Genomic DNA, 18,904 nt, shown 5'->3' with positions numbered 1-18,904 from the left:
TCTCTATTTACTTGGCAATCGACTGGATCTAAATAGGGTTTTAGCTCCTCAGGGAATCCGTGTTTTTCGGTTATATCTTTATCAATTTTGAAGTAATGCTCTATCGATTGATATAAGTGAGTACCAAGCGGGATGGATGTATCCATAAAGGTCATGGCTGTGGCATATGCCAGTGAATCCCATTCACGATTTGAACCACCTACATAAAAAGTGGGCTTAGTGAAGCGATAATGTTTAGGGTATTTTAACGGCACCATGAGTGACACAAATACACGTGAGCCACCGCGGGCTGAACCGACATTACGCTCATTTGCGCCATAGCAAACAATGTCTTCATACGGTAAGTAAAACGGTTTTCTAAACAAAGTATGCGGGGTTTTTACAAGGCCAGTATGGCGATTAAAGTAAAAATTATCTCGGTGCGCTAATATAGCGCGGTGTTTTAAAATGAATAAACCCAAACTAAAGAACATCACATAGATTGAGGCCATCACCCAGAAATACTCAAACCCATTCGCAATTAACGCTATGATATGAAAAAAAAGAACGATTAAAGCAAGACTCGTACAACTGAAACCAAGAATAGTAAATAAGTTAGACCACCCTCCAAACCATGAAATAGCCAACTGCTTACCATCATTGCGAACCCAATGCCCCTCAAGTGTTGAGCCACGATTAGGAGATTCAAGCTCTGCTGCATATTGATCCGTAAAACGCTTACTTTTAAAGGTACGTTTTTTAAAGCTACAGCCATTAAGTGCTTCTGCTTTTTTTAATCGTGTTTCATAACTGTCTTTATGTAAATAGTCTCTTGGCAGTTGCTCATTATATGTTTGACTATTCTTACGGTATTTAACTTTATTTTCAGCTCTTATACTTATTTCTGCCGCTTCCTCAGGATTATCTCTTGTAAATTTCTCAATTCGCACCTCATCTTCTTCATCTAACGCCAGTTGTTTAATGGTTTTATCTTTCGCTCTTGTTGGGTCTCTGCCAGGGTTCTCAGCGCACCACTGGTTAATTGCGTTAATACGATTGTCTCTTTTAATTTTTTCTCGTTCTTCACGAGTTAAACCGTCGTTTTGTTCAGCAATATAGCGTTTAAGCTCCTCATCACTAATAAGGTTATCAATTAAGTCATCCAGATTACTTGATTTTACTGAGCTTTTATCATCGCTACTCATAGTCATTGCTATCTACATTCCTTGTTTTTAACCATTCCACTTTAAATATCTCAGACCCTAAACACCCACTGCTATTTGTCTTAATAAGGTTTTTGTTAATCGCTTCCAATAAGGCGTTGTATCAGGCTGATTTAAGCTTTCGTCAATTGGCAATTTTTCCCAAGGCTTAGTGATTTCTTCGTTTGCCCAGCGATTAAGGTTAGTAAGTGAGCTATATTCAAATTCATTTAGAGCAATATACTGTTTAAATTTTTGTGACGCTTCGATTGCGCTGGCATTCATTTTTGCGAATCTATACGAAATAGACATTGATATCCTTATCTTTCAATGTTGCCCTAACAGTCAGTATTTACAAATCAATCATTAAAAATGAGGTGAATTTTTGCCACGCTGTTTTGCCAAACTTAATCTCACTTTCAGGTTTTATATTTTCTGCGTATTTCCAAGGAAACTTAAAGATTTCAGGTGGATTGAGCTTTTTGATTGGCTTACCCATCAGTAAATTATCTAGTTGCTCCTCATTATCAAACTCTTTACTTAACTTCAGGGCTTCTTTGTTCATTTGTTTAGCGAACTTGCGCTCAACACGGTACCAAAAATATTTTGGACGACCATTCGCTTTATCAAACTCTGCAGTTGTTTTATCAAACTCTCGATAATATTCAAATTGTGGGATATCAGCTAAAGGTTTTGTGGTATCCATGAAATTTTCAATCAGTTCCAACTCACAAAACACATCATAAATATAAGTTGGGCCTGTATAATCAAACAGTTCATCTTTTTTATAATGCAGTAGTGTAAAGCCTCTAAATGGGAAACCACTATTAGGGTTATGCACGACACGATAGTGTGCATTAAATTCATCATATTTTAAGCCAATTAACTCTTTACCATCTGAGCTAGGAACCTCAATATTACCACTTGATCGATTAAAAAATGTTTGTAATTTTAATTTTTTAAATAATCGACTTTTTCTTAAAAAAATACTAACTAACTTTGAAATTAGCCAAACTAAGAAACAAATTTTTATGAGATCAAAACTAAGCTTCTCATTTCCAAGTAACCATGCTAACAGTGGCATACTGATTAATAAAAAGATTACAGATAAATGTATATATATCCAAGCTACAATTAAAGAGGTTTTCCAGTTAGTTGGTGTTCCACCAATACCTAGTTTTAGGTGTGTATTGTCTTTTGCAATAGTATTATAAGCTCTAATTGATTCCCCATTTCTATTAAGCCGATCACTCTCTAATTGAAAGTCACTCCAAGCATTCATAACGCATTGTTCTTTTGGAAAAATAGGCATCTTGCTTTGTTCTTTACAAAAATATGAATTCCTTTCTTCAATAAATCGCTTTGATACTATTTTTTTTCTACCCCCTTTATAGCAACCATCTAAGTACGCCTTATACATATTCTATCTCCTTTATTATCCATGCTTTATCTGGCTGCTCACCTTTATCCCAGTCATTACGTTCATCACTATCTACATAGGGCAAGGTCACATTATTATCTAAGCGATATTGAACTTTTACTTTCCAATCAACCTCAAAATTTTTTGGCCACATAGACAAAATTGGTATTACATATTTATATCCGGTGATCGAGCCTGACTGAGTCTTTTCTTTTTGGGTGATTTGCCAGTTTTTATGGTCTCGGCGAAACTCTTGTTCAAAATGAAGGACTCCTTCATCTTCAATCTGGTAAACTTGAACAAGGATCTCTGATTGCCCTAGTGCAAAATTTGGTGTGTCTACATCAATGATTAGCTGGCAGTGCGCACTATTTAGCCTGTGGACCGATAAGTTCACGCTAGGGCTCATTATTGTTCCAACTAACGAGGCATAGCACTCTTTTGAATTTTTGTCCCACTTTTCGTAGTTACCAGTACATCGATCGGCTACATCCTTAGCAAATGGGCCATTCTTAGCCCACGTTTCTAACTCATTATCCGTAACTAAAATTGCAACTACCGCAACAATAAGACCTAAAGCGATAATTGCCCACCCCAATGGTGTAGTAAATAGAGCAACACCCAAATAAATAAAACCAGCAATAGCAATAGCGCCACTTAATGCATGAAAAAAGGCCGCATCCATATCATTTTTTTGTACAGACTTTATAACATCCATTGAAGTCACTGTAAGAGTTATAACAATCCCTATAACACCTAAAACTTTTGATAGGGTTGTTCTTGTAAAATATAATGCTCTTGGTTGATTCATTAAGTTTTTAAAGGATGTACTTCGCATTGTTCCTATTTCAACCATAAGGGCTGCTAAACTTTGGATTGTATTTACAGAGTCAATAACAAATTTACCATCGACTTTATCCCCTGCCTTAAACTTCTTGATCATCTCATTGGCATTAAACATTTCAAATGCCAACATAACCATAGGTAAGTTATGCTCTAAAACACGTAATCCCTTTAATTTAACAGTATCAACCGCACCTAATTTAAAGTTTGGATCGTCATAGTACATTGCATATTTATGTGATTTAGGCACAACCACTAGTTCACCGTCTATTGAGTCATAGCGACCAATAAGATCATGATAATCAGTCCAGTTTTTAGGATTAAAATAGCCTTTATTACTACCAAAAGCTTTTGGATCTTCAGCGGCGATGACTTTGTTATCGCTATCTAAAATAGTCACTGCGTGAGGGGGAGGATTTTTCACGTTTTCTCGTAATTTTGCGCGCCTCTGTTGCCTGTTAAGTTGTGTGCGCTTATAGTTTGTCACAGCGATTACCGAAGGGTTATCACCGAGTACAGCACCGGCTTTCTTTATATGTAGGTCTGCAAAGTCACTAATTTCTATTGCTTTATTGTATGACACCATTAAGTTTCTGAGCTTTACCATATGCGGTTTTAATACCCCATTTTGATACTGGCTAGCTACACGACCCCATGCACCGGTTAAATAACCAACTGCGTCTTTTGCTTTTCCGAAAAACTCTTTCAACCCTTTATTTGCTAATAAGCTTTCTTCCTCTTTTTTCTCTTCAATGAGCTTTTTATGGATCCGCTTAAACTCTTCAAACCTAAACTTTGCTTCTCCATTATTCTTCTCATTTTTAAGCTTCTTAAGAACAACGCTACCGGGCTTAGTTATGTCATAGTGCTGTTCGGGGATCATAAAGCAATCAGACATCCAATTGCTTTGTTCAAATGTAGTTTTTAAAAACTGTTCTATAGAGCTAACCGCTCTTTGCACATTTTTTTTACGTGTTTTTTCAGACTCGAGTTTCGCATTCCAAGGCCTGAAAACACCGGTGGAAATATCATCAATACTCAGAATATTTAATACATTTGTGACGAAATTAAAACCAAATAGGTAGTCAACATCCTCTAAAGCCACCCAGTCATTCATAACTGGAGCCATGCCTATATAATCTGTTTGGTATTTAGATAGTGGGCGTTCTTCGTGGTTATCTTGAATAAAATCAACAAATTCCTTTTGTGCTACTGGTAATAACATTAGGAGTCGCTCAAGCTCAGTACTAGATAAATATTTTTCTAGGTACTCTTTATCTATATGTTTTGCACCACTTCTTAAAAATTTTGCGCCTGATGATTGATCTTTATAACCCGGTTTTTGTGTTTTAATTGGCACAGACGACATGCGATGTGGAAAGAAATAGTGATCTTTCATTACCTTTTCATGCAAGTCTTCACTGAACATAGCTTGGTAAGCTAACACTCCGGAATCATAGTGCTTCTTGCTTGTGAGCTTTTGATTTTCAATTTGTAATTGTAAAAAAAGAGATTGGCACTTATTTAATAACCCTAAGGCTATACCAGCAGGATCATGAATAAAAATTTGCTTTTCATCATCAGCCTCATCTAGATCAATACGTTGGCAACGGGCAGACCTTAATCTATTTGCTAAATTTTGATCTTCAACTTGAGTTGGCGCTTTTGCGTTAGCACCTCTTTGTCTGGGGTCATCTTTATACAAACCTCCAAGGCTCACGATATACTGCCACGACCATTGCACGACTGAGTATGCAATCTCTACTGTAGGGGTTTCTAGTGCGCTAGGCTCACAATTAAGTCCATTGGTCTTTTTGGGAATAATAACGGTCTGAGTTCGTATGCCAGATGCTTTACGCTCGTTTTTACCAAACTCACGACCTAAATCAATTTCTGATAAACAACCATTATCTACTGCTGCAATTTCTCGCCATAAATGACCATTTACAAATATATAGTAAAAACCATTAGACTCAGATACAGGCCTGCCATCCTCCCCTAGTATTTGAAATTGTGCGGATCTAGCCTTTGATTTATCAAGAGATGGTTCTGTAAATAGCTTTAATTTTACGTTTATAAAATTAGGTTTATTCTCATCATCTGGCGGATTTTCTAAGGTATATGACTCTGTATATCCAAGCGGTAGTAATGAACAGCCATCAATGCCTTTAATTTCTGAATCTAATTTAAATAAGCCCATTTTACTCACCTGCTATGAAATTAATCGACGAATTTTCACCACTAGAATGGCGCTTATCAGCGATTGATGATCGTTGTTGTGATCCACCTTTAGAAAGCACTATTTGCCCTAGTGTCGCATCGTTGCAATCAACGCCTTTCACTAGTAGAGAAGCTTCATTCCCAGTACCAAGATCTTGTAAACTATCCCTAACTTGCACTCTAAGTCCCCTTGGTGCGGGGCCGCCAGACTGCATAAGTGGCATGGGTGGGGTATTTTTATTATTTGATATCATCGGGTCGCCTTGGCGAGCCGCAGGCTTGCCTTCAATCATTACGTTAAATGACCCCATGATAAATTCGGCTTTACCGTCGTTCGTTCCGCTAGCGATACCTTTTTTATCACCTGGAGAGTCACCCGAGCTTTGAGAAAAGTAACTTTTTACATTCGCAGCACCTTGACCATTCACTTTGACTGAACTTGCAACAGAGGTAACATCACTTGATTGGGCTTTATTGCCGTAGGGAATAGGCACAAAACTGGTGCCAATTGTGGTTAAACACACATCGATTGTTGTTAACTTACCACCGCTATCTTGATGCACAGCGGTACGGCCATTAATAAGCACATTTTGCCCAGAGACTGTAGCGGTTTGCGGTGCCTCTGATTCTGTATCTTTAACTAATTGCTGCTCTGTACCTGCTTGCCAACCTAAATGATTCGACACTAAATCTAAAAAGGCACGAGGGTTATCGATTGGTTTGTTAACGTCCATATTGGTCTGCGGTTCGTTCCACGGCAGAATTGGCTGGTTTTTCTCGTTATCCCATTGTGGTGGCGGAATAATGTAATCTGGAATAAACCGATTAACCAGTTCACCAAGTGTATGCTCTCGGTACTTGGGTCTGGCTATTTCATCTAAAAAAGCAGATTCGCCTTCAGAGCGGTCCGAAAAAATGGCAATACCATTGGCTTTGCCAAGTGCACCGTTGCTTCGTGCACTATTGGTTAGACCAAGTAATGTCGGGTTATTATGGCGCCATGTAACACTGCCGCCGCTTCGTACGTCAGCAGTGAGTGCGTCTATGTCGTATTGTACGCTGCCTGATTCTTTGCCAGCCATGGCATTTATATATGACATTCGCTTTCACTCCTTGAAATCTTAAATAGCTGTTCAGTTGGCTGATTGAACACCACAAAAACGTGTTCAGTGTCAGCCATCAGCGGGTTATGCAAATAGCTTCCAGCTAATGCAAATGCCGCAGATTGGTTTGCCACGCCTTGATAACCCAGTACGGTATTTAGTTCGGCAAACTCTATTAGTTCGTCATCATTTTTATAGTGCTTTTGGGTATAACTAAACCACTGTTTTTGCCATTCATACGACTGCATGCCAGCAAAAATAAAGGAGTCACTAACCTGTATGTTTGCCCTTTGAAGCTGAGTAGGCATTGACTCATCAAAAGTCGTGGCTTTTAAACAACCTTGTCTGTGTACCAACAGTGCATAGCCACCTTCGCCATAAATTACGCCGCTAGGGCCATTTACAACTTGTACTGTGTGGTGTTTGGCTTGCTCAGAAACGTATTCAAAATCATTACACGAATCAACGGCAACTACGAGGGTATCGAGGTCGGTTGCTTCGAGCTGCCAATCGCTTACCTGCTCAAAGGCTGGTGTTTGCTCAGGCATTGCGTTAGTCAATAATTCACTTAATGTGTCATCATCAATCAGCGGCTCGCCATTACTGGCGTGCGGTAATATAAACTGAACTTTATTGACCCTAAATGAACAACAAAGTTTTTTTAACTCAATATTTTCAATAACATGAGACAAAATTAGCAAGCAACGAGTTTGCCTATCAAACCCAGCAAGCTCAGTCAGTTCTACAAATACATAAGGGGCATCTAAACTAATATCACAGCGGATCAGCGCTTTGCTTGGCTTTGAATACAACATTTGGTTTGCCACCGATGTATAAAAACTTTCGGTATAACACCCTGCGGCATTAACATGATAAAGAGTATCAAACTGCATCGTTACCTCCCTGCTCAGCTACAATTATATTGCTGCTACTTGCCACATTGTCACTGTTGATATGTCCGCGCCATAACAGCGAAAAGCACTGTGCGTCCGAATCAATCACTAAGGTATCGCAGTGCATGTCGATATCATGCCTCGTTAACGTATTAACCACTTGTACTATTGGCTTAAGCACAGGAAGCTCTACTGTTTGTTGTTGGCCATATTCTTGTAATGGATATAATCCGGTTAACGAAAACGCCCAGCCTTTTGTAAACACTTGCTTTGTTTGTTGATCTGCCGGGGCTGTATTATAAAAGTTGCTAGCCAATGACGTTTTGAACGGGTACTTACCAGCCATGAGCGCTTGTTCGTCAATCTCTGGCATTAATTCTATACGCGGTGACCAATGACTCGGAATTGCCGAAAAGCCAGCAACACTTACTTGATGACTTGGTTTTCTTAATACCTCGTTGGCATATTCTATCGCAGGTAAAGGCTGCCCTATTGCGTGCTTGTTTTTCAGTTTAAAGCCAACACCTATAGGATTTTCGAGGCTGTAATCGCTTTGATCATGATGTGCTTTGCCCCCAAACGAACGGCTATAGCAAACAGCTGTTGGCGTAATTGGGCTAGGATCTGTTGCGACAGGGCCAAGCAGTGAACGGCGCCATTTACGTTCGCCAGTAAGGCGTAATCGCTTTTTAATTATTGCTGTGTCGTTTGCAGCTAAACCTAGCTCAACCTCAATAACACGCGCAGTTTTGCCCTTTGGCGGGTACGCAGTAAAGTTGCCATACACTTCGAAACCTTGCTTAAATGCCACTTGTTCATTCACTGCCACCAGCGGCTCGCTAGTCGGATCACCGCTATATTCGTCGGCCATGACGATTTCAACACACGGTTCCATTAAGCTAGTATTGCCTTTTTCATCAAACTCAAAGCTCTGTTTTACCAAAACAACATGAGACGCAGTGCCATCTGCTTGCCAACCTTCAAACACGCTTGCTTGCCAAGGAGTAAAGTTATGCAGCATGTTGTGCTCCTGCTATTAACTTTTGCCACTGAACTGCTGTTTGCTGAGTATGATAAAGACCACAGGCCAGTGTTAATTCAAACTGAGGGGCAAATACTCGCTGTACAATCTCGCCTGCCAATTCTGCTAAGCCTTGCTCTGGCTGCGCTTTTGTAAAACTCACGCCTTTTAAAACACACTCTCCTTTGCTTAAAGCCAGTGCTTGCCTAACATGCTCTGCATCATGCAAGTTTATACCGGCTTGCACATGATGCTGATTTTGCGTGCTTACCAGTGTTAAGGCTTCTGCTTTTGCAAGTGGTCTATCTGTTAACGTTAGCCAAGCCTGATAAGCTGCTTGCTGTGTTTGCGCAACGCCCATAAGCTCTATCACCAATACCAGCGCTGATTTATACACAAAGTGGCTTAATACGGTTTGGCAAAATTCTGGGTGCGCTTTACAAAATAAAGCACAAGGCTCATGCCAGCGACTATCGCCAAGCAGCCCCGCTAATTGTAATAACTGCGCTTTTTGTGAAGGCTCACTGGTACTCGAAAACACTTTAAATACCTTATCACTAAGGCTGTTATCGCCTTGGCAATAGCAATTGACTAAAGCGGCAAATACCAAAGTAAAATCAGTATGAGCGAGTGCTTGTTGTAACTCAGCATCATTTAAAGGCTGCGAGAACAAAATAGTTTTAAGCTGCTGCGGTAATGACTCTTTGCCCTCTAGCACTGTGGCTCTGAGTGCTTTTTGTTCTGGGATAGACCAATACCTAAGTTGCTGCGATAACAAAGTATAAACAGGCAGAGCTTGCTGCTTTTTAAGCGCTAAAAAATAGTCACTGTTATCTTGCTCAGGTGCAGCCATTAAACGTGTTGCGCAAAGCGCAAAAATGGCGTGCTGGTCGCTCGCTAACGCGATCTCACAAAAATCATCACAGCTAAGTTCAGCAAGGTCATTAAAGCTGTTCCCATTGAAGTAGTCGCACGGTGACTGCTGCTTAAGCGATGCCAGCACATAAAGGTGATTAAGCACTTGATGCTCTAACACTTTTTGTCTTGCAAGACTATACGCCCCTGACGCAAGTAGCTTTTCACGGTGCGCCATTAAAGTGGTAACGCGCTGTTGATGCTGTTTTAACTTAGAAACCGCTGCAAACATATTAATTAAGCCTAATCGGCCAACCTGCCAAGGTAAGGTCTTGTTGGCTATTTGCAGTAATATCTTCGCCTTCAAGCACGATAGTGCCATCGGCAAATACTTCGATGCTGCCCTTTGCGGTTTGCAAGCTAACGCTTTGCTCTGCGGCAATAATAATATGCCCTGCTTCGTTGCTAATGTGAGCCGCCGGAGATTGTTCAGGTGCGGCTAAAAGTGCCGTTACAATCACACCTTGCTCACTGTGTAGCACCACAACTTGGCTACCTATTTTGCAACACGATACATGGGCAGCTTGCAAAGCAACATCAAAACGAATGTGATTAATAACCACGCTCAAAGCTTTACCCTGAGGTGACACTTCACTGACCTCTGCGAGGCTTTGTTGCTGATCAAATAACTGAGTTACTGTGGCTGTCATTTTCAGTCCTTGAAATTAGTTATTACTTATTGCATTGCCTTTAATAGCAATGTTTCTAGCCGATAGAGTGATATTGGTGGCATCGATAGTTAAATTACCCGCAGCATCAATCTCTAAACTTGCACCACCTTGGCTAAGCTGGATAGAGCCTCGACCTTCGCCTTTGATGGTGATATTTGCCCCGCTAGAGAGGTTCAAATCACCATTTTGCGCTTGAAACTCAAGGTTGCCATCGACCGAGTAGACACTAAAATCTTGCTCACTTTGCAAGTTAAGTTCTTGCGCTGCTTTCAGTTCGCTACTGCCATCAGTCGCTTCGATACGGGTATCGGCATCAGACTTTAATGTTAAGTCAGCCGCAGCCGTTACCTTAATATCACCCTCGCGTGTTTGAACTTGTAGGGTGTTTTCAACACGATTAGTAAAATCGTTGGCAGCGGTAAAAATGGCGTCATTTTCAGCAACAAACTGAAGGTTCTCTTTGGCTGAAATTTTGACGTCACCTTCCACTGATTTGAGTGTTGCTTGATGGGCATTCTCGGTGGCATCTAACAACAATTGGTTTTTATTTTCTTTATTTGCAAGGCTAATTTTTTCTTCACCGCTTTTGTCATCCATGATCAAGCTATGCCCAGCACGGGTAACAAGCTTATTCTCTGTCGGATTTTGGCTGGTAACCGGGTTTGGGCAGCTCTGATTATAAAGCGCGCCTAAAATAATCGGCCTATCTAAGTCGCCATTTTCACCGGTTACTAACACTTCGGTGCCCGTCGTTAACGGAAAATGCATACCATGGCCACTGCCACCATATTGCTGTAGTAAGCGCGTTGGGCGGCTTTCTTGGCCTTCACCGTCTTGGTTAAACGGTAAGCGCACTAAGTAATTGCCATCGTCGTCAACCTCTTGCTCAATGGTGGCATTAAATGTTGCAAATACACGACGTGCAGGAGACAGCTCAGCTCTAAACTCAACGGATGCAGGCAATAAATAGGCTTGGTTTTTATAGGTTAACCCTTTAACTTGCGAGCCATATTCTACTGCCGCAGATTGGCTGCCTTTGTGATCAACACGCGTAATTAAATACAGCCCTTTATGATCAGGGTGGTCATACACTGTCAACAACATACCGGGTCTTAAGGCACGGCAATCAGTATCAATAATTAATTGTTCACGCTGACAATCAAAGGCTTGTTGACGTACTTTAGCCAGCGAATTACCTATATTGGCATTAGGAAAGTTATCTGCATAATGACTATCATCACCAAACCCTGGGTAACTGGTATTATTTGCGGTCGACACATTTAAGTTACCTTGGGCTTTGTAGTTGTAATCATTAAGCGACACACTTTGTGGATGCAGCTGTGCTTTACGGCTTATTGCAAAAATGGTTTCGCTATTTCGAACTTGCCCTGATGGCGGCACATAGCTCAGGCTTACATCATCACATAAGGACGAAAAGTCTTTACTGCTATTACATACTTTGAAGGTGCAATCACCCCCTGTTTGCTCTACAAAACCATACACAAAGCCATACTTACGCATCAAACGCGTAACAAACTCATAGTCTGTTTCGTTGTATTGAACCGTCATTTCAAGGGTTGGGCCCGACGCTTGAATACTAAACTTTTGCATTGGAAAACCAGCTTTAGTAAATACGCTTTTTACTATGGCAGCTGGATCCATCATGGTGAAAACACGGTTAGAGTGTTGGTGCTTCAACAAGGTTAAATAAGAACTCATGGTCAGCGTATAGTGATAACCCTGATGGCTTTGCCCATGTGCAGTAAAAGCACTGATGATCCCAGAAATCGTGCGGTCGCTCATTGACCACACTAAATTGAGCTTGGCATCTTTACCTAACAGCATCTCGGCACTGAGGTGCTCTTGACTTAACACTTGAATAGAAAAAGCAAAGTCTTCACATAGGCTGTCATTGCTTGATTCAAAATCGGTCACCGAAACCATGCCATCCGGTAACCCTTGCACGCTGACACTAAAATGACTGGTGTTGGCTTTTAGTTCATTTAGGCTATCCATGAATCCCATTGTTCAAATCCTTTATGCTTGGTCCGCAAAGGTTGCGGTAATTTCATCATTCTCATCAACAGCTAGAGTGAGAATATCTGGCATGTCATCCTCTGCCATAAACTCTAAAATTGATTTCGCAATGCCTGGCAATATTTGCTGCTCTATCACCGCATTTACCATGCGCGCACCACTGTCTGATAACTGGCACTGTTCGGTCAGTTTGTTAAGTACGGTTTCATCAACACGTAGCTGCATTTTGTGATTATTCGCTAAACGCTTGGCAATACCGTCTAGTTTCAAACTGACAATAGATTGCAGTGCCTCTTTATCGAGCGCTAAATAAGGAATAACTTGCATACGCGCTAAAAGTGCCGGAGCAAAAAATTGCAGTAACTGCGGCTTAATTAGCTCTGTTAGTACTGTAATTGAAGGAACTTGCCATGGGCTGCCGTCTTCATTCAAAGGGGCTTGTTCATTATTCAATGCTGCGTTGATTTGGTCTTGATTTTCAATGTCGGCATGTTCATCGTCAGTCGGTTCAGTTAAATCAATGACATTAGGTGGCGTGCAAGCATCAATAAGCTCAGCAGATCCTAAGTTTGAGGTCATGATGATCACGGTATTTTTAAAATCGATTTCGCGACCTTCGCCATCGCGCATACTGCCACGCTCAAAAACTTGGTAGAACATGTTTAGTACGTCTTTATGCGCTTTTTCTACTTCATCGAGTAAAATTACCGAGTACGGACGCTGCCTTACAGCTTCTGTTAATACCCCGCCTTCGCCATAGCCAACGTATCCCGGTGGCGAACCCTTAAGCTGCGATACTGTATGCGCTTCTTGATACTCGCTCATGTTTATGGTGGTTAAAAACTTTTCACCACCAAATAGTTGCTTAGCTAAACATCGTGCTGTTTCGGTTTTACCCACTCCAGAAGGGCCTGCTAATAAAAACACGCCAAGCGGCCCATACTCATTGCTTATACCTGCCTTACTTACACGCAATGTTTGGGCAATTTTCGCAATGCCTGACTGCTGACCGATCACTTCTTGGCTTATGGCTTTTTCAAGGGTAATCAAATTGCTTATTTGGTCTTTCACCATCGCGCCAACAGGTACGCCTGTCCACTGAGAAATAATTTGCGCGACGGCATCGGCATCAACTTCACTGTAAAGGCCATTATCTTGGGTGTTCTGCTCTTTTAGCGTTTGTCGTAAGTTAAGTAACACAGAGCTATCTAATTCATTTTGCGAATTAGCTTGCTTAAACTCATTGATTTGGCCTAATGTCGAAATTTGTGACTCACGCGCGCTCGTCAATGTTGCTAAGTTGCTCTGCGCTGCATTTAGTTCTTGTTGTAAGTGCAGCAATTTGTCCATATCAACCGCCAAACCTTGCTCGCTTTCTGCTGCAATGCTTTGGATACGTGTTTCAAGGTAATTAATGTGCTCACGCTCAGCTTCAATGGCTGCAGGATCAGTCGCAAACGACATTCGAACTCTTGCCGCAGCGGTATCTAGCACATCAATGGCTTTATCTGGTAGTTGACGACCCGTGATATAACGTGACGACAAGACCACTGCAGCTTCTATAGCATCATCAGTTATTTGAATGTTGTGATGTTGTTGATACTTATCTTTCAAACCCGCTAACATTAGTTGAGCTGCTTGCTCCGTTGGCTCATCTACTTTAATAAGTTGAAAACGGCGCTCAAGTGCAGCATCTCGCTCAAAGTATTTTTTGTATTCACTCCACGTGGTTGCAGCGACTGTGCGTAACTCACCTCGGGCAAGCGCAGGCTTGAGCAAGTTAGCCGCATCACTCATACCAGCATCGCCACCAGCACCAATTAATGTGTGGGCTTCATCAATAAACATGATGATAGGGGTGGTTGAGTTTTTAACTTCATCGATCACTGTTTTTAAACGGCGTTCAAATTCACCTTTAACCCCTGCACCGGCTTGCAATAGGCCCATATCTAACACCAGTAATCGTACACCTTTAAGATCATCAGGAACCTGACCATCAACAATACGCTGAGCAAATCCTTCAACTACTGCCGTTTTACCTACCCCTGGCTCACCCACTAAAATTGGGTTGTTCTTACGACGACGACAAAGCACATCAACCATCATGCGAATTTCGTCATTGCGACCAAGCACTGGGTCAATTTTGCCTTGTTTCGCTTTCTCGGTAAGGTCTTCACAATACTCATCAAGGGCACCACCTTGACTACTTTGCTGATCAGCAGCAGTATGCTGAGCACTTTGTTTTGCCTGTGGATTTAATCGCTCACTTGAGTTTTGGCAAAGCTTATCGAGGTTTTCAGCAATAAAACGGGAGTCAATTTTTTCAAGTAACGCAGGCAATTGCAGTACAGGGCTATATGGCAATAATTCAGTTAAGGCATCAATCAACGCAGCGCCGGTGATCCAGTCACTTTTGTGCTGTACATTTGCACTTAACCAAGCTCGCTCAAGCCACTCATAAAGTCGACGAGAAAAAACCGGCTTACTCTGGTTACCCGCAGGTTGGCGGTTTAAAAAGTCGAGCAGCTCATGCCACACTGCGTCTTGATTAATATTAAAAAAGTGAAAAATATGCTCTAAATCGCCGTTACTACCTTCTTCCATCAACTTAATTAATAAATGTTCAGGTAACACTTCATAGTGACTACGACTGCTTGCAAACCCTGCCGCTGACTCAAGTGCTGTTGCAGTATGGCCATTTAGTTTGTCGATAAGCTGCTTTATGCCTTTTGCATCCATGTTGTTTTCCTTAAATCCTGATTACTTTTAATGTTGATATTGTTGATGTGTGTAACTGTGCACGCTGATATTTGCTTCAGCGCAGCCTAAATAAGAGTTGTGACCGAGTAGCAAATCGTTTTGCCCTAAGGCTTGCTCTGTTACTGCTTGATTAGCCACCTTAATTTGACAAATCCATTGCACATTACTAGGTAAATGAGTGCTTAACATGGCAGCCATTTTCTTGCCTTGTGAGTGCTGAGGATTAAGCGCGATCGCGGTGTCAGAATCCACAGGACCAATCACAATGGTCAGTACGCTACCACTGACTAATACGCGCTCGCCAAGAACCGCTGACTCGCCTAACACCATCTGTTGATCTTGACCAAATGAACTTGGCGAGTCTATTTGTTGCCAATTTGCACGGGTGTCATCCACAGTCAGTTGCTCAACCTCTAGTGAGTGGCGAAGTAATTGCGCTAAACCCGCAGCGCTGGTTTGTTTTAAACTGGCGATACCGCACTGAACTTTTTGCTCAGTTTTGGTTGATAAGATGGCTTCGATTAAATGGTCGAATTGCTCTGCACCACGGCCTTCAACATTGATGTGCGACTTTTTCCATGCTTGAAACAATTGGCAATAAAGCACATGATTAAACATGTCTAAAAACTGCCTTACTCGGCCCCCACTTTCTTGATCACTTGCCGCCTGCTCGAGTAAATAATGTGGCATAGGTGCATCTACACCATACAAGCCTAAAAATGATGTCGACAAACTTAATCGGCCACGGCCAAGGTTATCTAATTCACAGCTGCGAACATCCGTGGCAGGAAAGCCAAGTTCTTTATAAGGCTTAAAGATAACTCGCTCGCTAATCCCTTTTTCAAGTTCTAAAGGGGTTGCCCAATGTTTTTCAATTAGGCTCATCGCCTTAAACAAATTAAACTGCCAAGGAGCTGCAATCAGCTTTTCTATTGGTTCAGGTAACTTTGCCCAAACAGGGTGATTTATTGACTCGTGCATATTCATAACTGATAACTCTTGCCCGGTTCAATTTCCCAGCAGTGGGTTTTATAACTTGGAATCGCATTGACTCGGGTCTGCACGCTCTCGTTAATTGGCGCATACATTAGAAAGAACTGATGCAGCATATTGCAAAAGTGGTATAAGTCGGCATCACAAACAAATTTGCTTTCATCAATATCAATCAGTACATCAACACCTTTAATAAAAATGCCACGCTTAATTTGACTAATCGGTGTTGCGGTAATTTTTTGAATGCTATCAATACGTAATCGGTTTTCAGCTTTTTGTGACCAATCAAATAATACCAGTAAGCGTTTTAATTCGGTGACTTGTGTAATCTGTGAAAACTTCACATTTAATAGGCTTATCAACTGCCAATGCTTTGGTTGTTCAGGGCATGGCAAATAGTTAGTCGGGCGAATTACATTTTCTACATTGGCAATGCTTGGCATATCTGGGCCGCCAATGTTTAAATCGCCCTCTTGGAGTAACTGCCTTGGCCAACCAGCATTAAAAACGGTTAAATCAACCGATAAGGTTTCTTTTTCTTCTTCAAGGTTAAATGGCAGCTGTAAATAGTGGCACGGCGCAGCCCCGCCCACATCTTTCGTTAAAACGGTAAACAGTTTCTTTTCGTCTTCAAACACGCTTTGATATCTGGGGGTATAATCATACGATTTGCCACTTAACGAGTTGCGTCCTTTAACCTCATTAACGGTGTAACTGAAGATATGATCTGTTCTGTTTTGATCAGCGGTGATCATGTAATCAGTGCGGTTTGACTCTATGCGTATTGGCTCTGCAGGTTGTGCAAACAAATTAATAGCTGGCACGCAATTGAGTAAAATATTATCGCGGCTTAATTGATGACCCGGTGGTAATTTACTACTGCCTCTAAACACCAGCTCAAATCGATCGATATGCTCAGGTAAGGTCAGATCTTTTAAACCATCAAAGCGCATAAAGTAAAAACGGTCTTTCGCGTTAAAGTAGTCTAACAGCAGCGCATAGCCCGGATGGCTTTGTTCTGCATGCGGTAATAAAGCGCCATCTATATCTAAATAAGTAGCACTACAACCTTTTACTTTTAACTTTTTATTATGTTCAAAATGCGAGGGGCCAAAATCAAGCTCTGTAAACTGCTCTGCTGTTTTTAAAAGCTTAAACAAAGAACTACATAAAGGCGTATCACCACGTAAGTAAAACTGTAAATTTGCAAGGTCGTAGTTTTTGCGCTCACCTTGGCAAACAAAGCGTAGGCCAATACGTAGCTCAGATCCTAAATGCGACTCTTGATAACGCACATGCTCAACATCAAGAGGACTAACTTGTAGGTCGTGCGTTGTTGTAAAGGTGATATGTTTTTTATCAACCACTGACTTATCAGCGCTTAGCGTCAGCCCTTTTTCAATAAGATGTGATTTTTGCATTGCTAGCTTAGGGCTAAACTTTACAACCGTGCTTGATGGGTAATAGCTCAATAATATAGGGCATAGCTGACGCAGCACTTGCTCTGATACCTCAGGAACAGACTCATCTAAACGCTTTTGCGTATGCGCAGTTAAATAGGCAACACCTTCTAGTAGTCGTTCAATATGGGGATCACGATCTTTTAGCGCATCGATATTTAACATGCCTGCGTGCTCAGGGTAATGCTGAGCAAACTGTTTGCCGGCTTGGGTTAATAAGCGCATTTGTTCATCAAAATACTGTTGCATTGAACTATCCTTTTACGCTGAATTAATCAAACTGCTTGGCATGCTCTGCCACATCGGCTTTACCACCCGACTCAAATCGGGTGTTAAGTTTGATACATTGTCCTGAGGTTAAAAATGCTTGTATATCAAGCCTAATCACGCAATTTTCTTCACGAATTTCCATTGGAATGACATTGGCATAGCGAACTCGTGGTTCGTATTTTTCTATCAATTTTTTAACTTCAAACGCCAAGGTGTGCTGTGAATACGGAAGGCCCTCGTAGATATCTTCGACATCAGGCAACCCATAATCGGCCAAATGTTTTAACACGCCACGACGCGCATTAAGTAATTCATTTAGATGTTTGCAGACACTGTTGTGCTCATCAGTTTGAAAACCTTGATGACCATTTCGTGTGACTGGTTGAGTTAAAAAATCGAATAACGCCATAAACTTACCTCTAAGAAAAGGATATGCTTTCGCATATCCTTTAATTTTGCTGACTTATCGACCTTCAGTCCAAGAGTCAGAGAACTCGATGTTGCCATCAAGGTAAGTCCACGTAATGCGCTTATAACGTAGGCTAACTGTTTCAAGGTGCGGGTAACGCTCCTTGTCTAAGTCTTTTACGTTATGCATTGTTGGTAGAATTGAGGTGATTTTTACATCTTCCAACTTGTGGCAGAAATATTCACGCTCGGTCCCTGTGTCATCAATACGGTACCATTTAAGCTCAAGTTGCTTAAGTGTTTGACCGTTTGAGCACGCTTTGTACAGGTATGGTGTTGCTGCATCAACCGCTTTTGTAATAACAAAAGGTTCGTGCTTACGAGTACCTGTTAATTCGCCTGTGTCGTTATCTGTAGGAATGCGAAGTTCATGATCAAAGTGTAGGATCTCAATTGAACCTTCACGCTCTGCAACAGTTACAGAACCTTTGATGTCATTACCTTGGTCATCCTTTAACCACATATACGCTGGAATTGCCATTTCATTATTCTCCTTTTAGAATGAATTGTTTCCTGTTTAATGGCATAGGCATAAACAACCTTGTTTATGCCCCCCAAAAAGCCCGATGCTTCATGCCACTGGGGAACATGTCCCAAGTTGGCTGCAACCAACTTGGGGCCATTCTTTTACACCAACCAGCTACTCACC

15 protein-coding genes are annotated in these 18,904 nt (G+C 41.4%); all 15 read right to left on the bottom strand.

All coding sequences use genetic code 11. The features are described 5' to 3' along the window. Window positions 1-1,190: hypothetical protein (locus NH153_RS12870; RefSeq protein ID WP_240494372.1), on the bottom strand; the 1,190-nt coding region annotated here is incomplete at its 3' end. Window positions 1,191-1,241: 51 nt separating this feature from the next. Continuing rightward, entirely contained in the window at window positions 1,242-1,493 is a 252-nt protein-coding gene (locus NH153_RS12865; protein WP_138624994.1) for a hypothetical protein, read from the bottom strand. Between the two features lie 40 nt (window positions 1,494-1,533). Beyond that, window positions 1,534-2,601 carry a hypothetical protein gene (locus NH153_RS12860; protein WP_063704456.1) on the bottom strand — a complete coding sequence of 356 codons (1,068 nt, stop codon included), beginning with the start codon at window positions 2,599-2,601 and terminating at the stop codon, window positions 1,534-1,536. Further along, the gene (locus NH153_RS12855) at window positions 2,594-5,644 is read right to left on the bottom strand and encodes a hypothetical protein (protein WP_063704454.1); all 3,051 of its coding nucleotides are present in this window, start codon (window positions 5,642-5,644) and stop codon (window positions 2,594-2,596) included. The genes NH153_RS12860 and NH153_RS12855 overlap by 8 nt, the downstream gene beginning before the upstream one ends. 1 nt (window position 5,645) lies before the next feature. Next, on the bottom strand, window positions 5,646-6,764 hold the full coding sequence (locus tag NH153_RS12850; protein WP_063704452.1) for a DUF4150 domain-containing protein: 1,119 nt from the start codon (window positions 6,762-6,764) through the stop codon (window positions 5,646-5,648). Continuing rightward, window positions 6,752-7,660 carry a hypothetical protein gene (locus NH153_RS12845; protein WP_063704449.1) on the bottom strand — a complete coding sequence of 303 codons (909 nt, stop codon included), beginning with the start codon at window positions 7,658-7,660 and terminating at the stop codon, window positions 6,752-6,754. Before NH153_RS12845 ends, NH153_RS12850 begins: the two co-directional genes overlap by 13 nt. Next, entirely contained in the window at window positions 7,650-8,681 is a 1,032-nt protein-coding gene (locus NH153_RS12840; protein WP_063704447.1) for a DUF2169 family type VI secretion system accessory protein, read from the bottom strand. The genes NH153_RS12845 and NH153_RS12840 overlap by 11 nt, the downstream gene beginning before the upstream one ends. Continuing rightward, window positions 8,671-9,903, bottom strand: a complete 1,233-nt coding sequence (locus NH153_RS12835) for a hypothetical protein (protein ID WP_240494371.1) — start codon at window positions 9,901-9,903, stop codon at window positions 8,671-8,673. The genes NH153_RS12840 and NH153_RS12835 overlap by 11 nt, the downstream gene beginning before the upstream one ends. Continuing rightward, a complete protein-coding gene (locus NH153_RS12830; RefSeq protein ID WP_063704443.1) occupies window positions 9,830-10,246 on the bottom strand; it encodes a hypothetical protein in 417 nt (138 codons plus the stop codon). The genes NH153_RS12835 and NH153_RS12830 overlap by 74 nt, the downstream gene beginning before the upstream one ends. Window positions 10,247-10,261: 15 nt before the next feature. Then, window positions 10,262-12,283: a type VI secretion system Vgr family protein gene (locus NH153_RS12825; protein WP_171038299.1), complete on the bottom strand. Its 2,022-nt coding sequence runs from the start codon at window positions 12,281-12,283 to the stop codon at window positions 10,262-10,264. Between the two features lie 21 nt (window positions 12,284-12,304). Next, window positions 12,305-15,043, bottom strand: coding sequence for a type VI secretion system ATPase TssH (gene tssH / locus NH153_RS12820; protein WP_063704439.1), 2,739 nt, complete (start codon window positions 15,041-15,043; stop codon window positions 12,305-12,307). Between the two features lie 27 nt (window positions 15,044-15,070). After that, window positions 15,071-16,051 carry a type VI secretion system baseplate subunit TssG gene (tssG, locus tag NH153_RS12815; protein ID WP_063704436.1) on the bottom strand — a complete coding sequence of 327 codons (981 nt, stop codon included), beginning with the start codon at window positions 16,049-16,051 and terminating at the stop codon, window positions 15,071-15,073. Then, the gene (tssF, locus tag NH153_RS12810; RefSeq protein ID WP_063704434.1) at window positions 16,048-17,766 is read right to left on the bottom strand and encodes a type VI secretion system baseplate subunit TssF; all 1,719 of its coding nucleotides are present in this window, start codon (window positions 17,764-17,766) and stop codon (window positions 16,048-16,050) included. The genes tssG and tssF overlap by 4 nt, the downstream gene beginning before the upstream one ends. A gap of 22 nt (window positions 17,767-17,788) precedes the next feature. Continuing rightward, on the bottom strand, window positions 17,789-18,196 hold the full coding sequence (gene tssE / locus NH153_RS12805) for a type VI secretion system baseplate subunit TssE (RefSeq protein ID WP_063704431.1): 408 nt from the start codon (window positions 18,194-18,196) through the stop codon (window positions 17,789-17,791). 54 nt (window positions 18,197-18,250) lie between these two features. After that, window positions 18,251-18,736 carry an Hcp family type VI secretion system effector gene (locus NH153_RS12800; RefSeq protein ID WP_054554067.1) on the bottom strand — a complete coding sequence of 162 codons (486 nt, stop codon included), beginning with the start codon at window positions 18,734-18,736 and terminating at the stop codon, window positions 18,251-18,253. Between the last annotated feature and the right edge of the window lie 168 nt (window positions 18,737-18,904).

It is taken from the genome of Pseudoalteromonas gelatinilytica, assembly GCF_001641615.1.
Classification (GTDB): Bacteria; Pseudomonadota; Gammaproteobacteria; order Enterobacterales; family Alteromonadaceae; genus Pseudoalteromonas; species Pseudoalteromonas gelatinilytica.
This window is presented reverse-complemented; position numbering and strand designations above follow the sequence as displayed.